Below are 15,917 nucleotides of genomic sequence, written 5' to 3'. Positions count from 1 at the left end.
GGCCCGACGCCGCGCAGGGCGTGAAGGTCACCATCGACGCCGGCAACATCGACCAGAACGTGCTGTTCTTCGGCCTGCCGTCCGGGCCGGGCTGCGAGGAGGACGGGCCGACCAAGGTCACCTGTGAACTCGGCGAGCTGGCCAACGGTACGACGGTGACGGACTTCCCGGCCCTGTTCGCCGCCACCCCGAAGCGCAAGGGTTCCGCGGGCTCGTTCACCGTCACGGTGAACGCGGTGACCGCCGACCCGAACGCGGCGAACAACACCCAGACCGTCAACGTCGAGGCGGTTCCCCGCGGCCTCGACCTGACCGCGGTCGCCCGGGACGTCTACGCCGACTACGCCGACAACACCCCGGTGGCTCCCGGCGGGACCGGCGACCTGCACTGGGCGCTGTACAACGCGGGCCGGGCCGTGGGTTGGCAGGCTCTTCCGCGTCCGGGCTCGGGGGCGGGCGGCCGGGGCGACAGCCGCGGTCAGGACCTGAGGGACGCACATCCGCCCGTCCCTCCAGCACTGGAGGAATCGCGTGAACCACCTGTCCTTGCGTCGACGGACCGCGCTGATCGCGGCCGCCGTCCTCAGCACCGCCGCCTTCGCGGCGCCGGCCGGGAACGCCGTCACCACGGCGCCCGCGCCCGGCTCGCCGCCACCGGACGATCTCGCCACCTCGATGCGACTGCCCCACTTCGCCCCCGGCCGGTACGTCGTGACGCTGGCCGACAAGCCGCTGGCGACGTACTCCGGTGGTGTGGCCGGGCTGAAGGCCACCAAGCCGGCCAAGGGCCACAAGGTCGACACCGCGAACCCCGACTCGAAGCGCTACAGCAACTGGCTCGACAGCCGCCAGAACACGGTCGCTGCGACGGTCGGCGCGAAGGCGACCCGGCACTACTCGACCGCGGTCAACGCATTCGCCGCCAACCTGAGCAGCCGGCAGGTCAGCGAGCTCAGCAAGACACCAGGCGTCGTCGCGGTCACTCCGGACCAGTTGCACCAAGCCCTGGACGACAAGAAGCCCACCGACTTCCTCAAACTGTCCGGCAAGAACGGCGTCTGGTCCGCGCTCGGCGGCAACGCCGAAGCCGGCAAGGGCGTCGTGGTCGGCGTCGTCGACACCGGCATCTGGCCGGAGAGCGCCTCACTGTCCGGACCGAAGCTGGGCACCACGCCCGCCACTGCGGCCGACCCGTACCAGCCGTACCGCTCCGGCGACAACATCGTCATGCACAAGGCCGACGGCAACGACTTCACCGGCTCCTGCGAGGCCGGCGAAGACTTCACCGCCGACCTGTGCAACACCAAGCTCATCAGCGCCAAGTACTTCGGCGACGCGTGGCTCGGCGCCACTCCGCCCGAGGCCCGCGCCGACTACGCCTCCCCGCGCGACGGTGAAGGCCACGGCACGCACACCGCGACCACTGCGGCCGGCCGCGCCGGTGTGGACGTCGCGGAGAGCGGCATCAACTTCGGCACGATCTCCGGCGTTGCTCCGGCCGCCAAGATCGCCGTCTACAAGGCGTTGTGGACCGGCAAGGGCGGTGTCGGCTCGGGCGGCTACACGTCCGACATCCTCGCCGCGATCGACCAGGCCGTCGCCGACGGCGTCGACGTGATCAACTACTCGGTCGGCTCGATCTTCGAGTCCGCACACACGGACCCGGTACAGCTCGCCTTCCTGTCCGCGGCCTCCGCCGGCATCTTCGTCTCCGCAGCAGGCGGCAACTCCGGTCCGGAGCCGTCGTCGCTCGACAACACCTCTCCGTGGGTGACCACGGTCGGCGCGAGCACAGTGGCGCCGTACGACGCGACTGTGGTCCTCGGCAACGGCGAGAAGTACGCCGGGCTGAGCACCTCCATCGCGACGACGGTCGGCCCCAAGTCGCTCGTCACCGGTGCTGCCTCCCGTGTGGAGTCGGCGACCGAGTACGACGGTTCGCAGTGTCTGCCGAACACGCTCGACTCGGCCAAGGCCGCCGGGAACATCGTGGTGTGCGACAGAGGCGTCGGAGCCCGGGTCGACAAGTCGGCCGAGGTCAAGCGCGCAGGTGGCGTCGGCATGGTGCTGCTGAACCTGACCGATCAGGACATGGTGGCTGACTCGCACGCGGTACCGACCGTGCACCTCAACACCCCGGGCTCGCTGTCTGTGAAGGCGTACGCCGGTACTGCCGGAGCCACCGCGCAGCTTGTGCCCGGCAACCTGACGGCACAGACCACGCCGTACCCGCAGATGGCGGACTTCTCCTCGCGCGGCCCGTCGCTGTCGAGCCATGGCGACCTGTTGAAGCCAGACCTTGCCGCGCCGGGTGTGAACGTCCTGGCCGCGGTGGCACCGCCCAGCAACGGCGGACACAGCTACGCCTTCCTCTCCGGTACGTCGATGGCCGCACCGCACATCGCCGGCCTGGCTGCTCTCTACCTGGCCAAGCACCCTGACTGGACTCCGATGATGGTCAAGTCGGCGCTCATGACGACCACCAGCGACGTCAAGACCGCCAGCGGCGCTGTCGACAACGATCCGTTCGCGCGAGGCGCCGGCGAGGTCCAGCCGTCGCGCATGCTCGACCCGGGTCTCGTCTACGACTCCGGTGACGTCGACTGGCTCGGCTATCTGGAGGGCAGCGGTGTCAACACCGGCACCGGCGTACCCGCGATCGACCCCAGCAACTACAACGCACCGTCGATCGCGGTCGGCGAGATGGTCGGCACGCAGACTGTCACCCGCCGCGTCACCGCGGTGAAGGGCGGTCTGTACCGCGCGACCGTGTCCGTCCCCGGCATGAAGGCTGTCGTCACTCCGTCGATCCTGAACCTGCAGGCCGGGCAGACGAAGTCCTTCACCGTCAAGCTGACCCAGGACACCGCCCCGTCGCACGACACCACCAGCGGCTGGCTGACCTGGCAGGGTGCCGGTACGTCGGTCCGCAGCCCGATCGCGGTCGTCCCGACCTCGGTCATCGCACCGACCAACGTCACCGGCTCCGGCGCGGCCGGCTCGGTCTCCTTCGACGTCACGGCCGGCAAAGCCGGTACGCCGATCCACGCGTACGGCTTCGCGTCGGCGCCCCAGGTCCCGGGCGAGGTACCGGCGGGAGCTGCTGACGCGGACCTGCCGAACTACCCGGTCACCGTGACCGCCGGCACCAAGGCTGTGCAGTGGAACATCAAGACGGTCGACCCGGCCGGCAGCATCTGGATGGTGCTCTACAAGGTCGTGAACGGCCAGATGCAACTGCTCTCCTTCGAAGGCACCGGAGCGAACCAGGCCTCCGCGACGGTGGCGGCTCCCTCGCCCGGCGTCTGGGGCGTGCTCGCCATCACCCTGTCGAACCCGCCGGGTGCCGACACCACGAAGTACACGATGCAGACCAACGTCGTGACCGGTGGCAACGCCCTCAAGGTGACGCCGTCGGTGGCACCGGCCGCCGGCAAGCCGTTCCAGGTCACGGCGTCCTGGTCGGGAGTCCGCACTGATCAGCGCTCCACCGGGTTCGTCGAGTTCCCGAACCGCGCCGGGACGGTGGTGACGGTGAACTAGATCCAGCGGCGGCGGGCGGCTTGAACGCCCGCCTGGAACCGGGTCTGCGCGCCGAGCGACTCCATCAGCGCGCGGACCCGGCGCTGGGTCGTCCGCGGACTGATCCGCAACCGTCGGCTGATCATGTCGTCGGTCGCGCCACCCGCGAGCAACAGCAGGATGTCCCGGTCCGGCGCCCGCAGTGCCGGCACCTCGCCGTTCGCCAGGAGCGCCGGCATCGGGATCGCCAGGGCCCACAGCATCTCGAACGTCGCGATCAACCCGTCAAGCAGTCCGGAGGAGCGGATCAGCAGGTTCGACTCGGCCGGCGCCCGCTTGGTCAGCCCGATCAGCGCGGTGTCGTCGTCGCCGACCGCCATCTTCATCGGGACCTGCGCCAGCACCCGACCGACTTCGCCCGCCGCCTGCAACTCCGGCAGCACGCCCATGATGTCCTCGGACTCGAACACCTCGGTGCCGTAGATCGCCCGGTACTCGATCCCGTCGGCGAGCCGCTCCAGCTCCAGCTTCTGCTGGGTGGACGGCGGCGTCGCGTACGGCGGCCGGTCCAGCACCCGGACCTGGCGGGTGGAGTTCCTCTGCAGCTCCTCGTACGCCCGCAGCAGAGTCGGACCGTCCTCGATCAGCTCGATCTGATTGCCCTCCAGCACCGGAGTCCCGCGGGCACCACGCAGTTCGTCGGCGACGCCCCGCAGCCGCGCCAACTGGGCATCCAACTCGTCCAGCGGATCAACAACCTCGTCCGCCACCATCGCCATCCCTCCACCCGGCCGAACCCAAACGAACTCACACTAAACCGGATCAGCGCAGGGGCACCCGGTCAGGGACCGCAGCTGAGACAAGGCCACAGCTGGCCGCAGCGCGAACACAGGCCGTCCAGCCCCGGCGCCGGCAACCACACGGTTTCCACCGAGTCCTCGCGCCGGACCGCTTGACCCGTGGCCGGTGCGGCACTGCCCAACGTCGTCGCCGTGGCCGACGTGGTCCTGGCCGGTGTCGTGGCCGTGGCCGTGGCCCGGGCCGGCTTGGCCGGGAACCAGTGGACCTGGGTGCGTCCACCGGCACCGTGAATCGCCAGCAGAGCCTCGATCCCACCGTCCCAGGTGGACGTTCCGGGCCAGCGGCCGCGCCACCGGAGGGCGACGGTGCCGTCGGACCACTCCACACCTTCGGCCAGGGTGCCTGTGCCGCGCACGCCGGAGACGTCGGTGTGGCGTACCAACCGGAAGAGGCGAGCCTGCCGCTGCATCGTGTTCACCTCTGCAGAATCGCCCAGCACGCGCTGCCCACAACAGGTGTGGTCTGTGGGCTGTGAGAACAGCCCACACCCCCTCACAACCGGCCGAACTGCTGGGACTGGTTTTGTCGGTGGGGGCTTGTAGTTTCTGGACACGCACCGCAACCACCAGGTGTGGCAGTGAGCGGACGGGGGTGATCCTGTGGCTGAGGCAGCGCCTGTATCAGGGTTCGGCCGGGAGTTGCGGCAGTGCAGGCAGGCGGCCGGCTTGAGTCTGCGGCAGCTGGCAGCGCGGGTCGGCTACGACCACAGCTACTTGTCGCAGGTGGAGCGTGGCCGGAGACCAGGCTCTGCCGACCTGGCCCGTTTCTGCGATCGCGAGCTCGGCACCGGCAGTCGGCTGACCGGGACCTACCTGCGGGCACACCCCGAGCGGCCTGCAGCAGTGCGTCCGGTCGTCTCGGGTCGACCGGCCGCTTCGTTGGCGGCAGTGTGGGACGGGCTGACCAGCGCTCTCGCCGGTGTGGACCGCGTGGAGGCGACTGGCGACGTTCGCAGTGTTCCGCCGGCTCGGCTGCTGCCGGAGCTCCTGGCAGACCTTCAGCTACTGCAGGCACAGGGATCGGACGGCTTCGGAGTGCGGGCGGCTGAGCTGAGCGTCCTGGTCGCCGAGACACTGACCGGGCTTGGCGAGCTGCGCGCGGCGAGGCGTTGGTGGTCGGCGGGCCGGGCGTTCGCGGACAGCTCCGGCGAGGTTTCGATGCGGAGCCTGGTGCGCGCGAGGGAGGCCATCAGTGGGCTCGCGGAGCGGCGACCGCTGCCGCAGCTGCTGGAGCTGGCGGAGGAGTCCTTGGCGCTCGCACAGAGGATCCCGGCCAGCGGCGTACAGGCTCATGCTGTGCGGGCGCGGGTGCTGGCCCAGCTGGGCCGACGGTCCGAAGCACACCGTGCCCTGCAGGAGCTGCTGAACTGTTCCGATGCGTTGCCCCCGGCAACCACGAGTCCTCTGGGCGACCTCGCGGCGTACGAGGTGCATGCCGCGGAGGGCAGAGTCTGCGCGAGCCTGGGGTACGGGACTGCGGGCTGCCTGATGCTGGGGCGCGCCCTGGAGCTGTGCCCCGAGCAGAGAGTCGCAGAGCGGGCGCAGTTGGAGTTGGCGCTGGCCGAGTGCCTGGCCTTGGAAGGTGAGGTCGCGGCTGGTCTGGCGCTGGCCATGCGGGAGCTGGTCGAGCTCCCGGATGAGTGGCACACCTATTACCTGTACGACGAGGCCCGCCGAGTGCTGGCCGCCGCGCGGGACCGGGAGCCGGGGCTGGCAGCAGTGCGGGATCTGGAGGTTCTGGTGGAGCGGCGTACGTACGCGACCGGCCGCAGTGTGGGCAGCGGGTCGTGGTGAGGCATGACCCGGGAGTAGCGTGCAGCGGGTGACGAGTGAAACGCAGAGCACGACGGTGACCAGCGGGTGGGACTTCGCGGTCGAGTTGCGGAGTGATCCGGCGAGTGCGGAGGCGCGCTCGGTGATTCTCGCCAAGCCTGCCTTCGGGCAGTCGTTCACGGACCACATGGTGGTAGCCAACTGGACGGACGACCGGGGCTGGCACGACCCGAAGGTCACGGCGTTCGCACCGCTCAGTGTGAGCCCGGCTGCCGCCGTACTGCACTACACACAGGAGATCTTCGAGGGTCTGAAGGCGTACCGGCATGCCGACGGGTCGGTGTGGGCGTTCCGCCCGGATCGCAACGCGACTCGGTTCCTCAAGAGCGCTGAGCGACTCGCACTGCCGCAGGTGCCGGAGGAGGCGTTCATCTCCGCCCTGCGCGCGCTGGTGACGGTTGACGAGCCGTGGGTGCCGTCTGCCGAGGACGGCGAGACCAGCCTGTACTTGCGCCCGTACATGATCGCCACCGAGGCGGCGCTGAGCGTGCGACCGGCACGCGAGGTGCTGTTCGGGGTCATCGCGTCGCCGGCAGGCCCGTACTTCGACACTGGTCCGAAGCCGGTCTCCATCTGGCTGACCACCTCGACCATCCGCGCGACGCCGGGTGGCACCGGCGCGGCCAAGTGCGGCGGCAACTACGCGGCCAGCCTGGCCGGTCTGGCCGAGGCTGTGGCCAACGGTTGCGAGCAGGTCGCCTTCGTCGATGCCGCCGCTCACAAGTGGCTCGAGGAGATCGGCAGCATGAACATGTTCTTCGTGTACGCCGACGGCCGCATCGCGACCCCGGAGCTGAACGGATCGATCCTCGAAGGGGTCACCCGCGCCTCGGTGCTGGAGCTGGCCGCCGATCTCGGGCACGAGGTCGAGGAGCGCCGGATCTCCGCGGACGAGTGGAAGGACGGTGTACGCAGCGGTGAGATCACCGAGGTGTTCGCCTCCGGCACCGCCGCGGTGATCACCCCGATCGGCCGCGTCGCCTGGCCCGACGGCGACCTGACCATCGGCGACCACACTGTCGACCTCGGCGTAGGCCCAGTCACCAAGTCCATCCGCGCCACCCTCCTCGACCTGCAGTACGGCCGCACCCCCGACCCCCGCGGCTGGCTCACACGTCTGGCGTGATCTGTAGCCCGATGGCTTCGGCCGCGGCCAGAACGTTCACGTAGTCCCGGATGTGCACGATCCGGCCGTCCCGGACTCTCAGGACGACGATATTCGGCAGGGTGACGGCGCGGCCGGTCGTCGTGACCGTGCCGGTCGCGTCCTGCTCGACGATGATCACTTCCGGGTCAGAAGTCTCGTGCACCACGACGTTGCGGTAGGCCTGGTAGCGCAGCGGGGCCGACTCCCAGTTCGCCTCCAGGAAGCCGCGGATCTCCGCACGCCCGTCCAGACGCGACGGCATACCCGGCGGGGTGAACGGGAACTCGTAGACCGCGTCCTCGGCGTAGAGGTCGAGCATCTCGTCGATCGACTTGTCGATCGACGACTGCTGGAAGCGCTCCAGCACCTCTCGTGGCAGCAGAACAGTGTCGGACACCTGGTCCTCCAGCGCGGAGTCGATGGCTCCTGTCGGCACGGGCAGTTAGGTTGAGCCTATGGCTGAGTCCAAGGGGAAGGCGAAGTCTCCGGCGGTCGAGTTGGAGGTGGGCGAGCGGACGGTGCGGATCTCGAATCCGGATCGGGTCTACTTTCCTGCTCGCGGGGAGACGAAGCTCGATCTGGTGAAGTACTACCTGTCGGTGGGTGACGGGATCGTCCGCGCGCTGCGGGAGCGGCCGTGCATGCTGCACCGGTTCCCGGAGGGCGTCGCCGGCGAGAAGGTGCACCAGAAGCGGCTGCCGCACGGCGCGCCGCCGTGGATGGAGACCGTCCGGGTGAAGTTCCCGCGGTACAACCGGACCGCCGACGAGCTGTGCGTGACCGAGATCGCGCACGTGGCCTGGGCCGTGCAGATGTCCACCGTCGAGTTCCACCCGTGGAACTCCCGCCGCGCCGACACCGAGAAGCCGGACGAATGGCGGATCGACCTCGACCCGATGCCGGACTGCCCCTTCGACCGGGTACGCCGGGTCGCCCACGTCGCGCACGAGGTCCTCGACGACCTCGGAGCGGTCGGTTATCCGAAAACGTCAGGCGGGTCGGGGATCCACATCTACGTCCGGGTCGAGCCGACGTACGGATTCTCCGACGTACGCCGGGCCGCCCTGGCGTTCGCGCGGGAGGTCGAGCGACGCGCACCGGACGATGTGACGACGACGTGGTGGCGCAAGGACCGCGACCCGAAGAAGCTGTTCGTCGACTTCAACCAGAACGCGCGCGACCACACGATCGCGGCCGCGTACTCGGTCCGCGGTAACCCTGAGGGCACAGTCTCGACCCCGATCCGCTGGGACGAGGTGGACGACGTGGACCCACGCGAGTTCACCATCGAGACAGTGCCGGCCCGCTTCGCCGAGCTCGGCGACCTGCACGAGACGATCGACGACAACGTCTACTCACTCGACACCCTGCTCGAGTGGGCCGCCCGCGACGAACGCGAAGGCGCCGAGGAGCCACCCCCGCCGGAGGACTAGCCACCAGCCGCCGCGTGGAGCGACCCGGACCTGCCCCACTCACCAACGTCCTCGGTCCGGCCTCGTCAGCTCACGACCCAGCCTGACCGAGGCTGAGCCGACGGACTTGGTGAGTGCCACAGGTCCGCCGCGGCTACTGCCTCCCAGCCAGGCCGTGGTGGAGGAGGTTGGTCAGCGTGTCGATGGCGGTTTCGTCCGGGATGGTCTGGCCGTTGGCAGGGTTGACGACCAGCCAGGTGTAGGCGAAGCCTTCCATCAGCGCGTTCATCGCGGAGATCTGCACGAGCGGTTCGGCCGGTGGATTAGGCAGATGCGCGAAGTGCTCGATCATGTGGGCGTCGTCGTCGGCCATGATCTGCTGCAGCCGCCGGCCGAGCTCCGGGTCGACCATCGCGGCCTGTTTCACCGCGATCATCTCCGGCAGGTGCTGCTGATAGAACTGCCAGAACGCGGCCACGTGCCAGCGGATCGCTGAGATCTTGCTGAAGTCCGCGTCATGGCCGGCGACGTCGGCGATCGTTTCGTCGGCCTCCGCGAGCATGTCCCTGAGCAGCGCCTCGAGCAGTTCCTCCTTGCCCGCGAAGTGGTTGTAGAAGGATCCCGTCGCCCGGCCCGCGGCCGCGGTGATGTCGGTGATCTTCGTGTTCAGGTACCCGCGCTCGGCGAACACCTCCCGGGCCGCCTGCTTCAGCGCGGCCCCGGTCCCGGCCGCCCGTTCCCGGCGGCTCACCGTGTCGGTCACGACAACCTCCTTGACACCGAACCCTAGTCACGTTCATAGTGAATCTGAATTCAGTGAATCATAATTCAGTCAAGGAGACCAGATCATGACAGTTCTGATCGCAGGGGCGGGCCCGACCGGATTGACGCTGGCGATCGACCTGGCCCGGCGTGGCATCGCCGTCCGGCTGATCGACAAGGCGACCGAGTTCTTCAACGGCTCGCGCGGCGACGGTCTGCAGCCGCGGACCCTCGAGGTGTTCGACGACCTCGGTGTCATCGACGAGATCCTGCGGCAGGGCCGGTCGCTTCCGACCATGAAGATCTACCTGGACGGCACGCCGGTCGACGAGCGCCGGATGGCACCGATCCTCGAGCCCAGCCCGGACATCCCGTACCCGAACGCCTGGATGCTCGGCCAGTCGCGCACCGAGAAGATCCTGCGCGACAAGCTCGCCGAGTACGGCGTTCAGGTCGAACTGGACACCGCGATCGTCGGGTTCACCCAGGACTCCGACTCGGTGACCGCCCAACTCTCCACCGGCGAGATGGTCGACGCGCAGTACCTTGTCGGTGCCGACGGCGGCCGGAGCTTCGTCCGCAAGCACCTCGGGTTCGCCTTCGAGGGCACCACCGACGAGTCGATCCGCACCCTCCTGGGGGACGTCGCGGCCGACGGCCTGAACCACGACTCCGGCTACTGGTTCGCCGGTAAGGACAACCCGATGTCGGGGATCGCCCTGACACCGCTGGCGGGCGGGGACCAGTTCCAGTTCGGTGCCCCGCTCGACTCCGACGACGCCGACACCTCGCTGGAGGGCCTGCAGGCGCTGGTCGATCGGTACGCCGGTCCGGGCGTGGCGAAGCTGCGGGATCTGACCTGGTCGACCGTCTGGCGGCCGAACGTCCGGTTGGCCGAGCGATTCCGGGTCGGACGGGTCTTCATCGCCGGCGACGCCGCGCACGTGCACCCGCCGACCGGTGGTCAGGGCCTCAACACCGGCGTCCAGGACGCGTACAACCTCGGCTGGAAGCTGGCCGACGGACGCGAAGAGGTGCTGGCGACGTACGAGACCGAGCGCCGGACCAACGCGGCTCGCGTGCTTGGGATCAGCGGAGAGCTGATGCAGAAGCATGTCGACGGCGACGAGTCGGCGATGGAGCGCGGCGAGAACACCCGCCAGCTCGACGTCTCCTACCGCGCCCTCTCGGACACTCGCGCCATCACCTCCGGCGACCGCGCACCGGACGCCCCATTGGTAGATGCCTCGGGCAACAAGCTGCGCCTGTTCGACCTCTTCCGCGGCCCGCACACCACCGTGCTCCGCTTCTCCCCCACCACCCCAGCGACCGACGAGCACACCGTCGACATCGGTCGCGACGGCAGCGCGGCGTACACCAGCCCCGAGGCCTTCACCTACTACCACGCCGAGGACGGCGACGAGATCCTCGTCCGCTCCGACGGATATCTCGCCTAGGATCGCCAAGGTGGAGACCCTGGATTCGGCCGCCGCCTACGACCGCGCTGTCGGACTCGCGACGCGGGGGCGGCGGCAGATCCTGGGGATCACCGGAGCTCCCGCGGCCGGCAAGTCGACGTACGCCGAGCAGCTGACCGCGAAGCTCATCGGTGACGGGCACCGGGTCGCGCTGGTGCCGATGGACGGCTACCACCTCGCGCAGTCGGTCCTGGTCGAGCTCGGGCTGGCCGAAGTGAAGGGTGCGCCGCACACCTTCGACGGGTACGGGTTCGTTGCCTTGCTCAAGAGGTTGAAGGAGTCACCGGACGAGCAGATCTGGGCGCCACGCTTCGACCGCGGGCTCGAGGATTCGATTGCCGCCAGCATCGGAGTCGGACCCGACGTCACCCTGGTCGTGACCGAAGGCAACTACCTGCTGTTCGACCGACAACCCTGGGCAACCCTCCGCACATTGCTCGACGAGTGCTGGTACGTCGAGGTGCCCGAACAGCTGCGGCGCGAACGGCTCGAGGCGCGGCACCGGCGGTACGGCAGGTCGGCCGAGGAAGCGCACGAACGCACCTACGGCACCGACGAACGCAACGCGCGACTGATCGCGGCGACCGCGCCGGCGGCCGACGCGGTCATTCACTTGTCCTGACAGACCCGATCGATGTAGGCCGCCACACCATCCAGGTAGAGCTGCAGACCGAAATCGAAGTCCTGGTCGCTCTCGTCCTCGAAATTGCCCACCTCGTCGAAGACGCCGGCCTCGACCAACCGGGCGACGGCCGGGTACTGCCGCGGGTCGGCCACCTGCCTGAGGGTGGCACCGAACTGCTGGAACGCCGCCGGATTCTCGTCGTACCCCGCGGCCAGGTCGAAGGCGACCCGGATCTGACCCTGCACGTAGGTGATCAGGCCCATCACCACACCGACCTTCGCCTCCTCCGGCAGACCGGTGCCGTTCAGTACGCCGAGCGCGGCGTCGAACCAGGCGAGGTTGTTCGGGCCGGCCGGCGGACCGGAGATCGGGATCTTCGCGTACCACCGGTGCTTGCGGATGGCGGCCAGCACGTTGTCCGCCCAGAACGTCAGCCCGGTCCGCCAGTCGACCCCCTCGGGCATCGGGTCCGGGCGCTCGATCGCCGCGTCCGACATCAGCACGAGCAGGTCGTCCTTGCTCTTCACGTGCCGGTAGAGCGCCATGGTCGAGTTGCCGAGTCGCTCGGCGACACGTGCCATCGAGACCGCGCCCAGATCGTTGTCCGCATCGGCGATCTCGATCGCGGCCCGGACGATGTCGTCGAGGGACAGCGACGGCTTCGGTCCCCGCCGCGGCGCCTCCCGCAACCGCCACATCAGTGCCACGTCCGGAGGCAACTCGTTCTTCTCCACCGCCTCAGTTTAGGGCTTGCCGAGCGATATAGCGTATCTGCTACGCTATTTAGCGTATTCGATACGCAGTAGGGAGGGGACGATGATCGTCGAGGCAACCGGGCTGCGGAAGTCCTACGGCGCGACGGAGGTGCTCAGCGGGGTCGACCTACGGGTGCCGGAGGGGTCCGTGCACGCGCTGCTCGGGCCGAACGGCGCCGGCAAGACCACCATCGTGCGGATCCTGACCACGCTGACCAGGCCGGACGACGGCGGAGCGACCATCGGCGGGTACGACGTCCTGCGCGAGCCGGCCCAGGTTCGCGGGGTGATCAGCCTGACCGGGCAGTACGCCGCGGTGGACGAGAACCAGACCGGCCGGGAGAACCTGGTCATGGTCGGCCGGTTGATGCATCTGGGCCGGCCCGCCGCACGTCGACGTACCGGCGAACTGCTGGAGCGGTTCGGGCTGACCGACGCGATGGACCGGCGCGTGAAGACGTACTCCGGCGGGATGCGGCGGCGGCTCGATCTGGCCATGAGCCTGATCGCGCGGCCGCGGGTGATCTTCCTGGACGAGCCGACCACCGGACTCGACCCGGCCAGCCGGTCGACGATGTGGGACGTGATCGGCGAACTGGTCCGGGACGGGACCACGATCCTGCTCACCACGCAGTACCTCGAGGAGGCGGACCGGCTGGCCGACCGGATCGTGCTGCTCGACCACGGCCGGATCGTCGCCACCGGCACCGCCGACGAACTCAAGACCCAGATCGGCGGCGAACGCATCGAGCTCCGCTTCGCCGACGAGGTGCAGTTGCTCAAGGCAACCGGAGTACTGGACGGCGTCGCCGATGATCTCGTGCTGAACATTCCGTCCGACGGTACGGCGGCCCACCTGCACCACGTGCTCGACGTACTGCGCGACAACGGTCTGCGGCCCGAGCGCGTCTCGTCGCACCGGCCGACCCTCGACGACGTCTTCCTCGCCCTCACCGCCTAGGAGTCCGCCATGTCCCATCACGGAGTCGCCGCCGCGTTCTCGGACACGGTGACGATGATCGACCGCAGTGTCCGGCTGTCCCGGCGCAACGTCGAGACGTTGTTCGTCTCGATCCTGCTCCCCCTGCTGATGATGTGCCTGTTCGTGTACGTCTTCGGTGGCGCGATCAGTACCGGCACGGAGTACATCAACTATGTCGTGCCGGGCATCCTCCTGCTCACCACCGGGTACGGCGCTTCGTCGACGGCGATGGTGGTCGCGGATGACATGCACAGCGGGATGATCGACCGCCTGCGCTCGTTGCCGATCCGCAGCTTCGCCGTGCTGACCGGGCACGTCACCGCGAGCGTCGCCCGTAACTCCGTGTCGACGGCGATCGTCGTACTCGCGTCACTGGCGATGGGGTTCCGGCCTTCGGCGAACGCCGGCGAATGGCTGGCCGCGATCGGCTTGCTCCTTCTCTACGTGCTCGCATTGTCGTGGCTGGCGGCCGGTCTCGGCGTGATCGCCAAGTCGGTGGAGTCGGCCAGCACGTTGAGCTTCTTCATGTTGTTCCTGCCGTACCTGAGCAGTGCGTTCGTCCAGCCGGAGACGATGCCGTCATGGTTGCGGCCGATCAGTGAACACCAGCCGATCACGCCGGTGATCGAGACCGTGCGCAGCTTTCTGATCGGCGCACCACTGGAGAACAACGGCTGGATCGCACTCGCGTGGTGTTGTGGTCTACTCCTGTTCTCGTTCACATTGGCGACGTCTTTGTACCGGCGCCGGACGAGCCGCTGATCGCAAGTTCCACTCCGTTGACCGAAACGTGTTCGAAAGGATTCGGAACTGACCCCTCGCTCGGGTTAGTGTCGAAGTCCCCCCAACGTGTGGTGGTCCCACTCCCCCCGGGACCCACACGGACAAGCGCCCCGGTCATTGACCGGGGCGCTTCGTTTTGTCAGAAGACGAGCAGCGTTTTCAGCACATGACCGGCAGCGCGTGCAGACCGCGCGTGCGGATCGAGTCCCGCCAGCGCAGGTCACTCCGCGGTACGCCGAGGTGCAGACCGGGCACGTGATCCAGCAGCGCCTCCAGCGCGATCGCGATCTCCAACCGCGCTAACGGCGCACCGAGGCAGTAGTGAATCCCGTGCCCCAGAGCAAGGTGTCCGCCGACCGCACGATCGAAGTCGACCCGGTCCGGATCAGGGAAGCGCTCCGCGTCCCGGTTCGCCGAAGAGATCCCGAGCAGGACTGTCTCCCCCGCCGGAATCACCACGCCATCGATCTCCACGTCCTCGACCGGAAACCGTCTGATCGCCAGCGGCGCCGGGCCGTCGTACCGCATCAGCTCATCGACCGCGGCCGGGAGCTGCGACCGGTCGGACCGCAGCCGCTCCCACATGGCCGGCCCTTCGAGCAGGGCGAGCGTCGCGTTCCCGATCAGGTGGACGACGTTCTCGTACCCGGCGAACAGGATCAGGAAGATCAGCGAGGTCAGCTCGTCGTCGCTGAGGCGATCGTCATCGTCCCGCGCGGCGATCAGGTCACTGACCAGGTCGTCACCCGGGACCGACCGCTTGCCCTCGATCAGTCCGGCGAAGAACCGCAGCATCGCCCCGATCGCGGCCCGCGCCTCGTCCGGTCCCGGCGGCGCGAGCATCGTGTCCGTCCACGCACGGAAGTCGGTGCGCGCATCCTCGGGTACGCCGAGCAGGTCGCAGATCACCGTGATCGGCAGCGGCGCGGCGTACTCCGCGACCAGGTCGGCCTGCCCGCGACGTACGACGGGAGCCAGCAGGTCGTCCGCGGTACGGCGGATGGGCGCGGCAAGCGACTCGATCCGGCCGGGCGTGAAGGCGCGGGTGACGAGGGAGCGGATCCGGGTGTGGTCCGGCGGGTCCATGTTGAGCAGGTTGGCGTCGAGGGCGGGTGGCAGGTTGAGACCGCGGTAGTTGCCGGGGAGGGCGTTGCGCTTGTCGACGGACAGTCGCGGATCCGCGAGTGCCCGGCGGACGTCGTCGTACCGGGTGACGAGCCAGGAAGGGCTGCCGTCGGGGCCGGCGACACGGTGCACGGGTCCGGATCGGCGGAGGGCGGAGTAGGCGGCGTACGGATCGCTCGGCGTGATCGTCACCGGCCCAAAATACCGGCAGAAAAGTTTGTCGAGGTGTGTCGATTCCGGGCCCTCTTCTCCGACGTATCAGTGAGAGCGACCAAAGGAGAGGGTCAGAATGAACACCACCGCCACCACCGACAGCACCGTCCGCACCATGATCGTCACCATGCTCGCCGAGGGCAGCCCGGTCTGGTACGTCGCCGGCATGGTCAACATGCGAAGCCACGACGTCTATGTGATCGGCCGCGCGGCCGGCTACCCGGACAAGGCCCAACTGCGCCGGGCCGTGTGGGCCGCCAAGAACCGCACCCGCGTCCCGCAAGCCGCCTGACACCCGCTCAGGTCGCTCCACAAACACCGTCGGCCGCTGCTGTCCCCGCAGGGACATCCATGCCGCACTCTGGGAGCCCGGCTGCGCGCCGAGGACGTCCGCGCCGGCGAGGATCTCGTGCGCCGACT

At 68.8% G+C, this 15,917-nt stretch carries 16 protein-coding genes; 9 read left to right on the top strand and 7 right to left on the bottom strand.

The window, feature by feature from the left end:
- Nucleotides 1-280: hypothetical protein (locus tag AB0I34_RS43290; RefSeq protein WP_360458294.1), on the bottom strand; the 280-nt coding region annotated here is incomplete at its 3' end.
- Between the two features lie 251 nt (nt 281-531).
- Here AB0I34_RS43290 and AB0I34_RS43285 point away from each other — a divergent pair.
- The gene (locus AB0I34_RS43285) at nt 532-3,543 is read left to right on the top strand and encodes a S8 family serine peptidase (protein ID WP_360458291.1); all 3,012 of its coding nucleotides are present in this window, start codon (nt 532-534) and stop codon (nt 3,541-3,543) included.
- On the opposite strand, the gene AB0I34_RS43280 is transcribed toward AB0I34_RS43285, so the two are convergent.
- Nucleotides 3,540-4,301: a helix-turn-helix transcriptional regulator gene (locus AB0I34_RS43280; RefSeq protein WP_360458288.1), complete on the bottom strand. Its 762-nt coding sequence runs from the start codon at nt 4,299-4,301 to the stop codon at nt 3,540-3,542. The genes AB0I34_RS43285 and AB0I34_RS43280 overlap by 4 nt on opposite strands.
- Before the next feature lie 62 nt (nt 4,302-4,363).
- The gene (locus AB0I34_RS43275; RefSeq protein ID WP_360458297.1) at nt 4,364-4,792 is read right to left on the bottom strand and encodes a hypothetical protein; all 429 of its coding nucleotides are present in this window, start codon (nt 4,790-4,792) and stop codon (nt 4,364-4,366) included.
- 190 nt (nt 4,793-4,982) lie between these two features.
- Here AB0I34_RS43275 and AB0I34_RS43270 point away from each other — a divergent pair, with 190 nt between their 5' ends.
- Both AB0I34_RS43270 and AB0I34_RS43265 read left to right on the top strand, forming a co-directional pair.
- Nucleotides 4,983-6,176 carry a helix-turn-helix transcriptional regulator gene (locus AB0I34_RS43270; protein ID WP_360458285.1) on the top strand — a complete coding sequence of 398 codons (1,194 nt, stop codon included), beginning with the start codon at nt 4,983-4,985 and terminating at the stop codon, nt 6,174-6,176.
- A gap of 19 nt (nt 6,177-6,195) precedes the next feature.
- Nucleotides 6,196-7,341, top strand: a complete 1,146-nt coding sequence (locus AB0I34_RS43265; RefSeq protein WP_360458282.1) for a branched-chain amino acid aminotransferase — start codon at nt 6,196-6,198, stop codon at nt 7,339-7,341.
- On the opposite strand, the gene AB0I34_RS43260 is transcribed toward AB0I34_RS43265, so the two are convergent.
- Nucleotides 7,325-7,798 (bottom strand): nuclear transport factor 2 family protein, encoded by a 474-nt coding sequence (locus AB0I34_RS43260; protein ID WP_360458279.1) that lies wholly within the window; start codon nt 7,796-7,798, stop codon nt 7,325-7,327. The genes AB0I34_RS43265 and AB0I34_RS43260 overlap by 17 nt on opposite strands.
- 19 nt (nt 7,799-7,817) lie before the next feature.
- Here AB0I34_RS43260 and ligD point away from each other — a divergent pair, with 19 nt between their 5' ends.
- On the top strand, nt 7,818-8,795 hold the full coding sequence (ligD, locus tag AB0I34_RS43255) for a non-homologous end-joining DNA ligase (protein ID WP_360458276.1): 978 nt from the start codon (nt 7,818-7,820) through the stop codon (nt 8,793-8,795).
- A gap of 133 nt (nt 8,796-8,928) precedes the next feature.
- Here ligD and AB0I34_RS43250 read toward each other — a convergent pair whose 3' ends face one another.
- Nucleotides 8,929-9,537, bottom strand: a complete 609-nt coding sequence (locus tag AB0I34_RS43250; protein ID WP_360458273.1) for a TetR/AcrR family transcriptional regulator — start codon at nt 9,535-9,537, stop codon at nt 8,929-8,931.
- A gap of 85 nt (nt 9,538-9,622) precedes the next feature.
- Between AB0I34_RS43250 and AB0I34_RS43245 the strand changes: the two genes are divergently transcribed.
- Both AB0I34_RS43245 and AB0I34_RS43240 read left to right on the top strand, forming a co-directional pair.
- Nucleotides 9,623-10,993 carry an FAD-dependent monooxygenase gene (locus tag AB0I34_RS43245; RefSeq protein WP_360458270.1) on the top strand — a complete coding sequence of 457 codons (1,371 nt, stop codon included), beginning with the start codon at nt 9,623-9,625 and terminating at the stop codon, nt 10,991-10,993.
- Between the two features lie 10 nt (nt 10,994-11,003).
- On the top strand, nt 11,004-11,636 hold the full coding sequence (locus tag AB0I34_RS43240; protein WP_360458267.1) for a nucleoside/nucleotide kinase family protein: 633 nt from the start codon (nt 11,004-11,006) through the stop codon (nt 11,634-11,636).
- On the opposite strand, the gene AB0I34_RS43235 is transcribed toward AB0I34_RS43240, so the two are convergent.
- Entirely contained in the window at nt 11,624-12,373 is a 750-nt protein-coding gene (locus tag AB0I34_RS43235) for a TetR/AcrR family transcriptional regulator (protein ID WP_360458265.1), read from the bottom strand. The genes AB0I34_RS43240 and AB0I34_RS43235 overlap by 13 nt on opposite strands.
- An 82-nt stretch (nt 12,374-12,455) precedes the next feature.
- Between AB0I34_RS43235 and AB0I34_RS43230 the strand changes: the two genes are divergently transcribed.
- Nucleotides 12,456-13,355, top strand: a complete 900-nt coding sequence (locus tag AB0I34_RS43230; RefSeq protein ID WP_360458262.1) for an ATP-binding cassette domain-containing protein — start codon at nt 12,456-12,458, stop codon at nt 13,353-13,355.
- 9 nt (nt 13,356-13,364) lie between these two features.
- Nucleotides 13,365-14,138, top strand: coding sequence for an ABC transporter permease (locus AB0I34_RS43225; RefSeq protein WP_360458259.1), 774 nt, complete (start codon nt 13,365-13,367; stop codon nt 14,136-14,138).
- 180 nt (nt 14,139-14,318) lie between these two features.
- Here AB0I34_RS43225 and AB0I34_RS43220 read toward each other — a convergent pair whose 3' ends face one another.
- Nucleotides 14,319-15,476: a cytochrome P450 gene (locus tag AB0I34_RS43220; protein ID WP_360458256.1), complete on the bottom strand. Its 1,158-nt coding sequence runs from the start codon at nt 15,474-15,476 to the stop codon at nt 14,319-14,321.
- A 97-nt stretch (nt 15,477-15,573) separates the two neighbouring features.
- Here AB0I34_RS43220 and AB0I34_RS43215 point away from each other — a divergent pair, with 97 nt between their 5' ends.
- Complete coding sequence (locus AB0I34_RS43215) at nt 15,574-15,789, top strand: hypothetical protein (RefSeq protein ID WP_360458253.1); 216 nt, start codon at nt 15,574-15,576, stop codon at nt 15,787-15,789.
- Nucleotides 15,790-15,917 lie beyond the last annotated feature (128 nt).

Origin of the sequence: Kribbella sp. NPDC050281, from assembly GCF_040655855.1 — a bacterium.
Taxonomy (GTDB): Bacteria; Actinomycetota; Actinomycetes; order Propionibacteriales; family Kribbellaceae; genus Kribbella.
This window is presented reverse-complemented; position numbering and strand designations above follow the sequence as displayed.

Excerpts from the sequence above, each read along its gene's own strand:
- AB0I34_RS43215 (WP_360458253.1), top strand. The coding sequence starts at position 15,574 with ATGAACACCACCGCCACCACCGACAGCACCGTCCGCACCATGATCGTC.
- AB0I34_RS43245 (WP_360458270.1), top strand. The coding sequence starts at position 9,623 with ATGACAGTTCTGATCGCAGGGGCGGGCCCGACCGGATTGACGCTGGCG.
- AB0I34_RS43280 (WP_360458288.1), bottom strand. The coding sequence starts at position 4,301 with ATGGCGATGGTGGCGGACGAGGTTGTTGATCCGCTGGACGAGTTGGAT.
- ligD (WP_360458276.1), top strand. The coding sequence starts at position 7,818 with ATGGCTGAGTCCAAGGGGAAGGCGAAGTCTCCGGCGGTCGAGTTGGAG.
- AB0I34_RS43230 (WP_360458262.1), top strand. The coding sequence starts at position 12,456 with ATGATCGTCGAGGCAACCGGGCTGCGGAAGTCCTACGGCGCGACGGAG.
- AB0I34_RS43275 (WP_360458297.1), bottom strand. The coding sequence starts at position 4,792 with ATGCAGCGGCAGGCTCGCCTCTTCCGGTTGGTACGCCACACCGACGTC.
- AB0I34_RS43225 (WP_360458259.1), top strand. The coding sequence starts at position 13,365 with ATGTCCCATCACGGAGTCGCCGCCGCGTTCTCGGACACGGTGACGATG.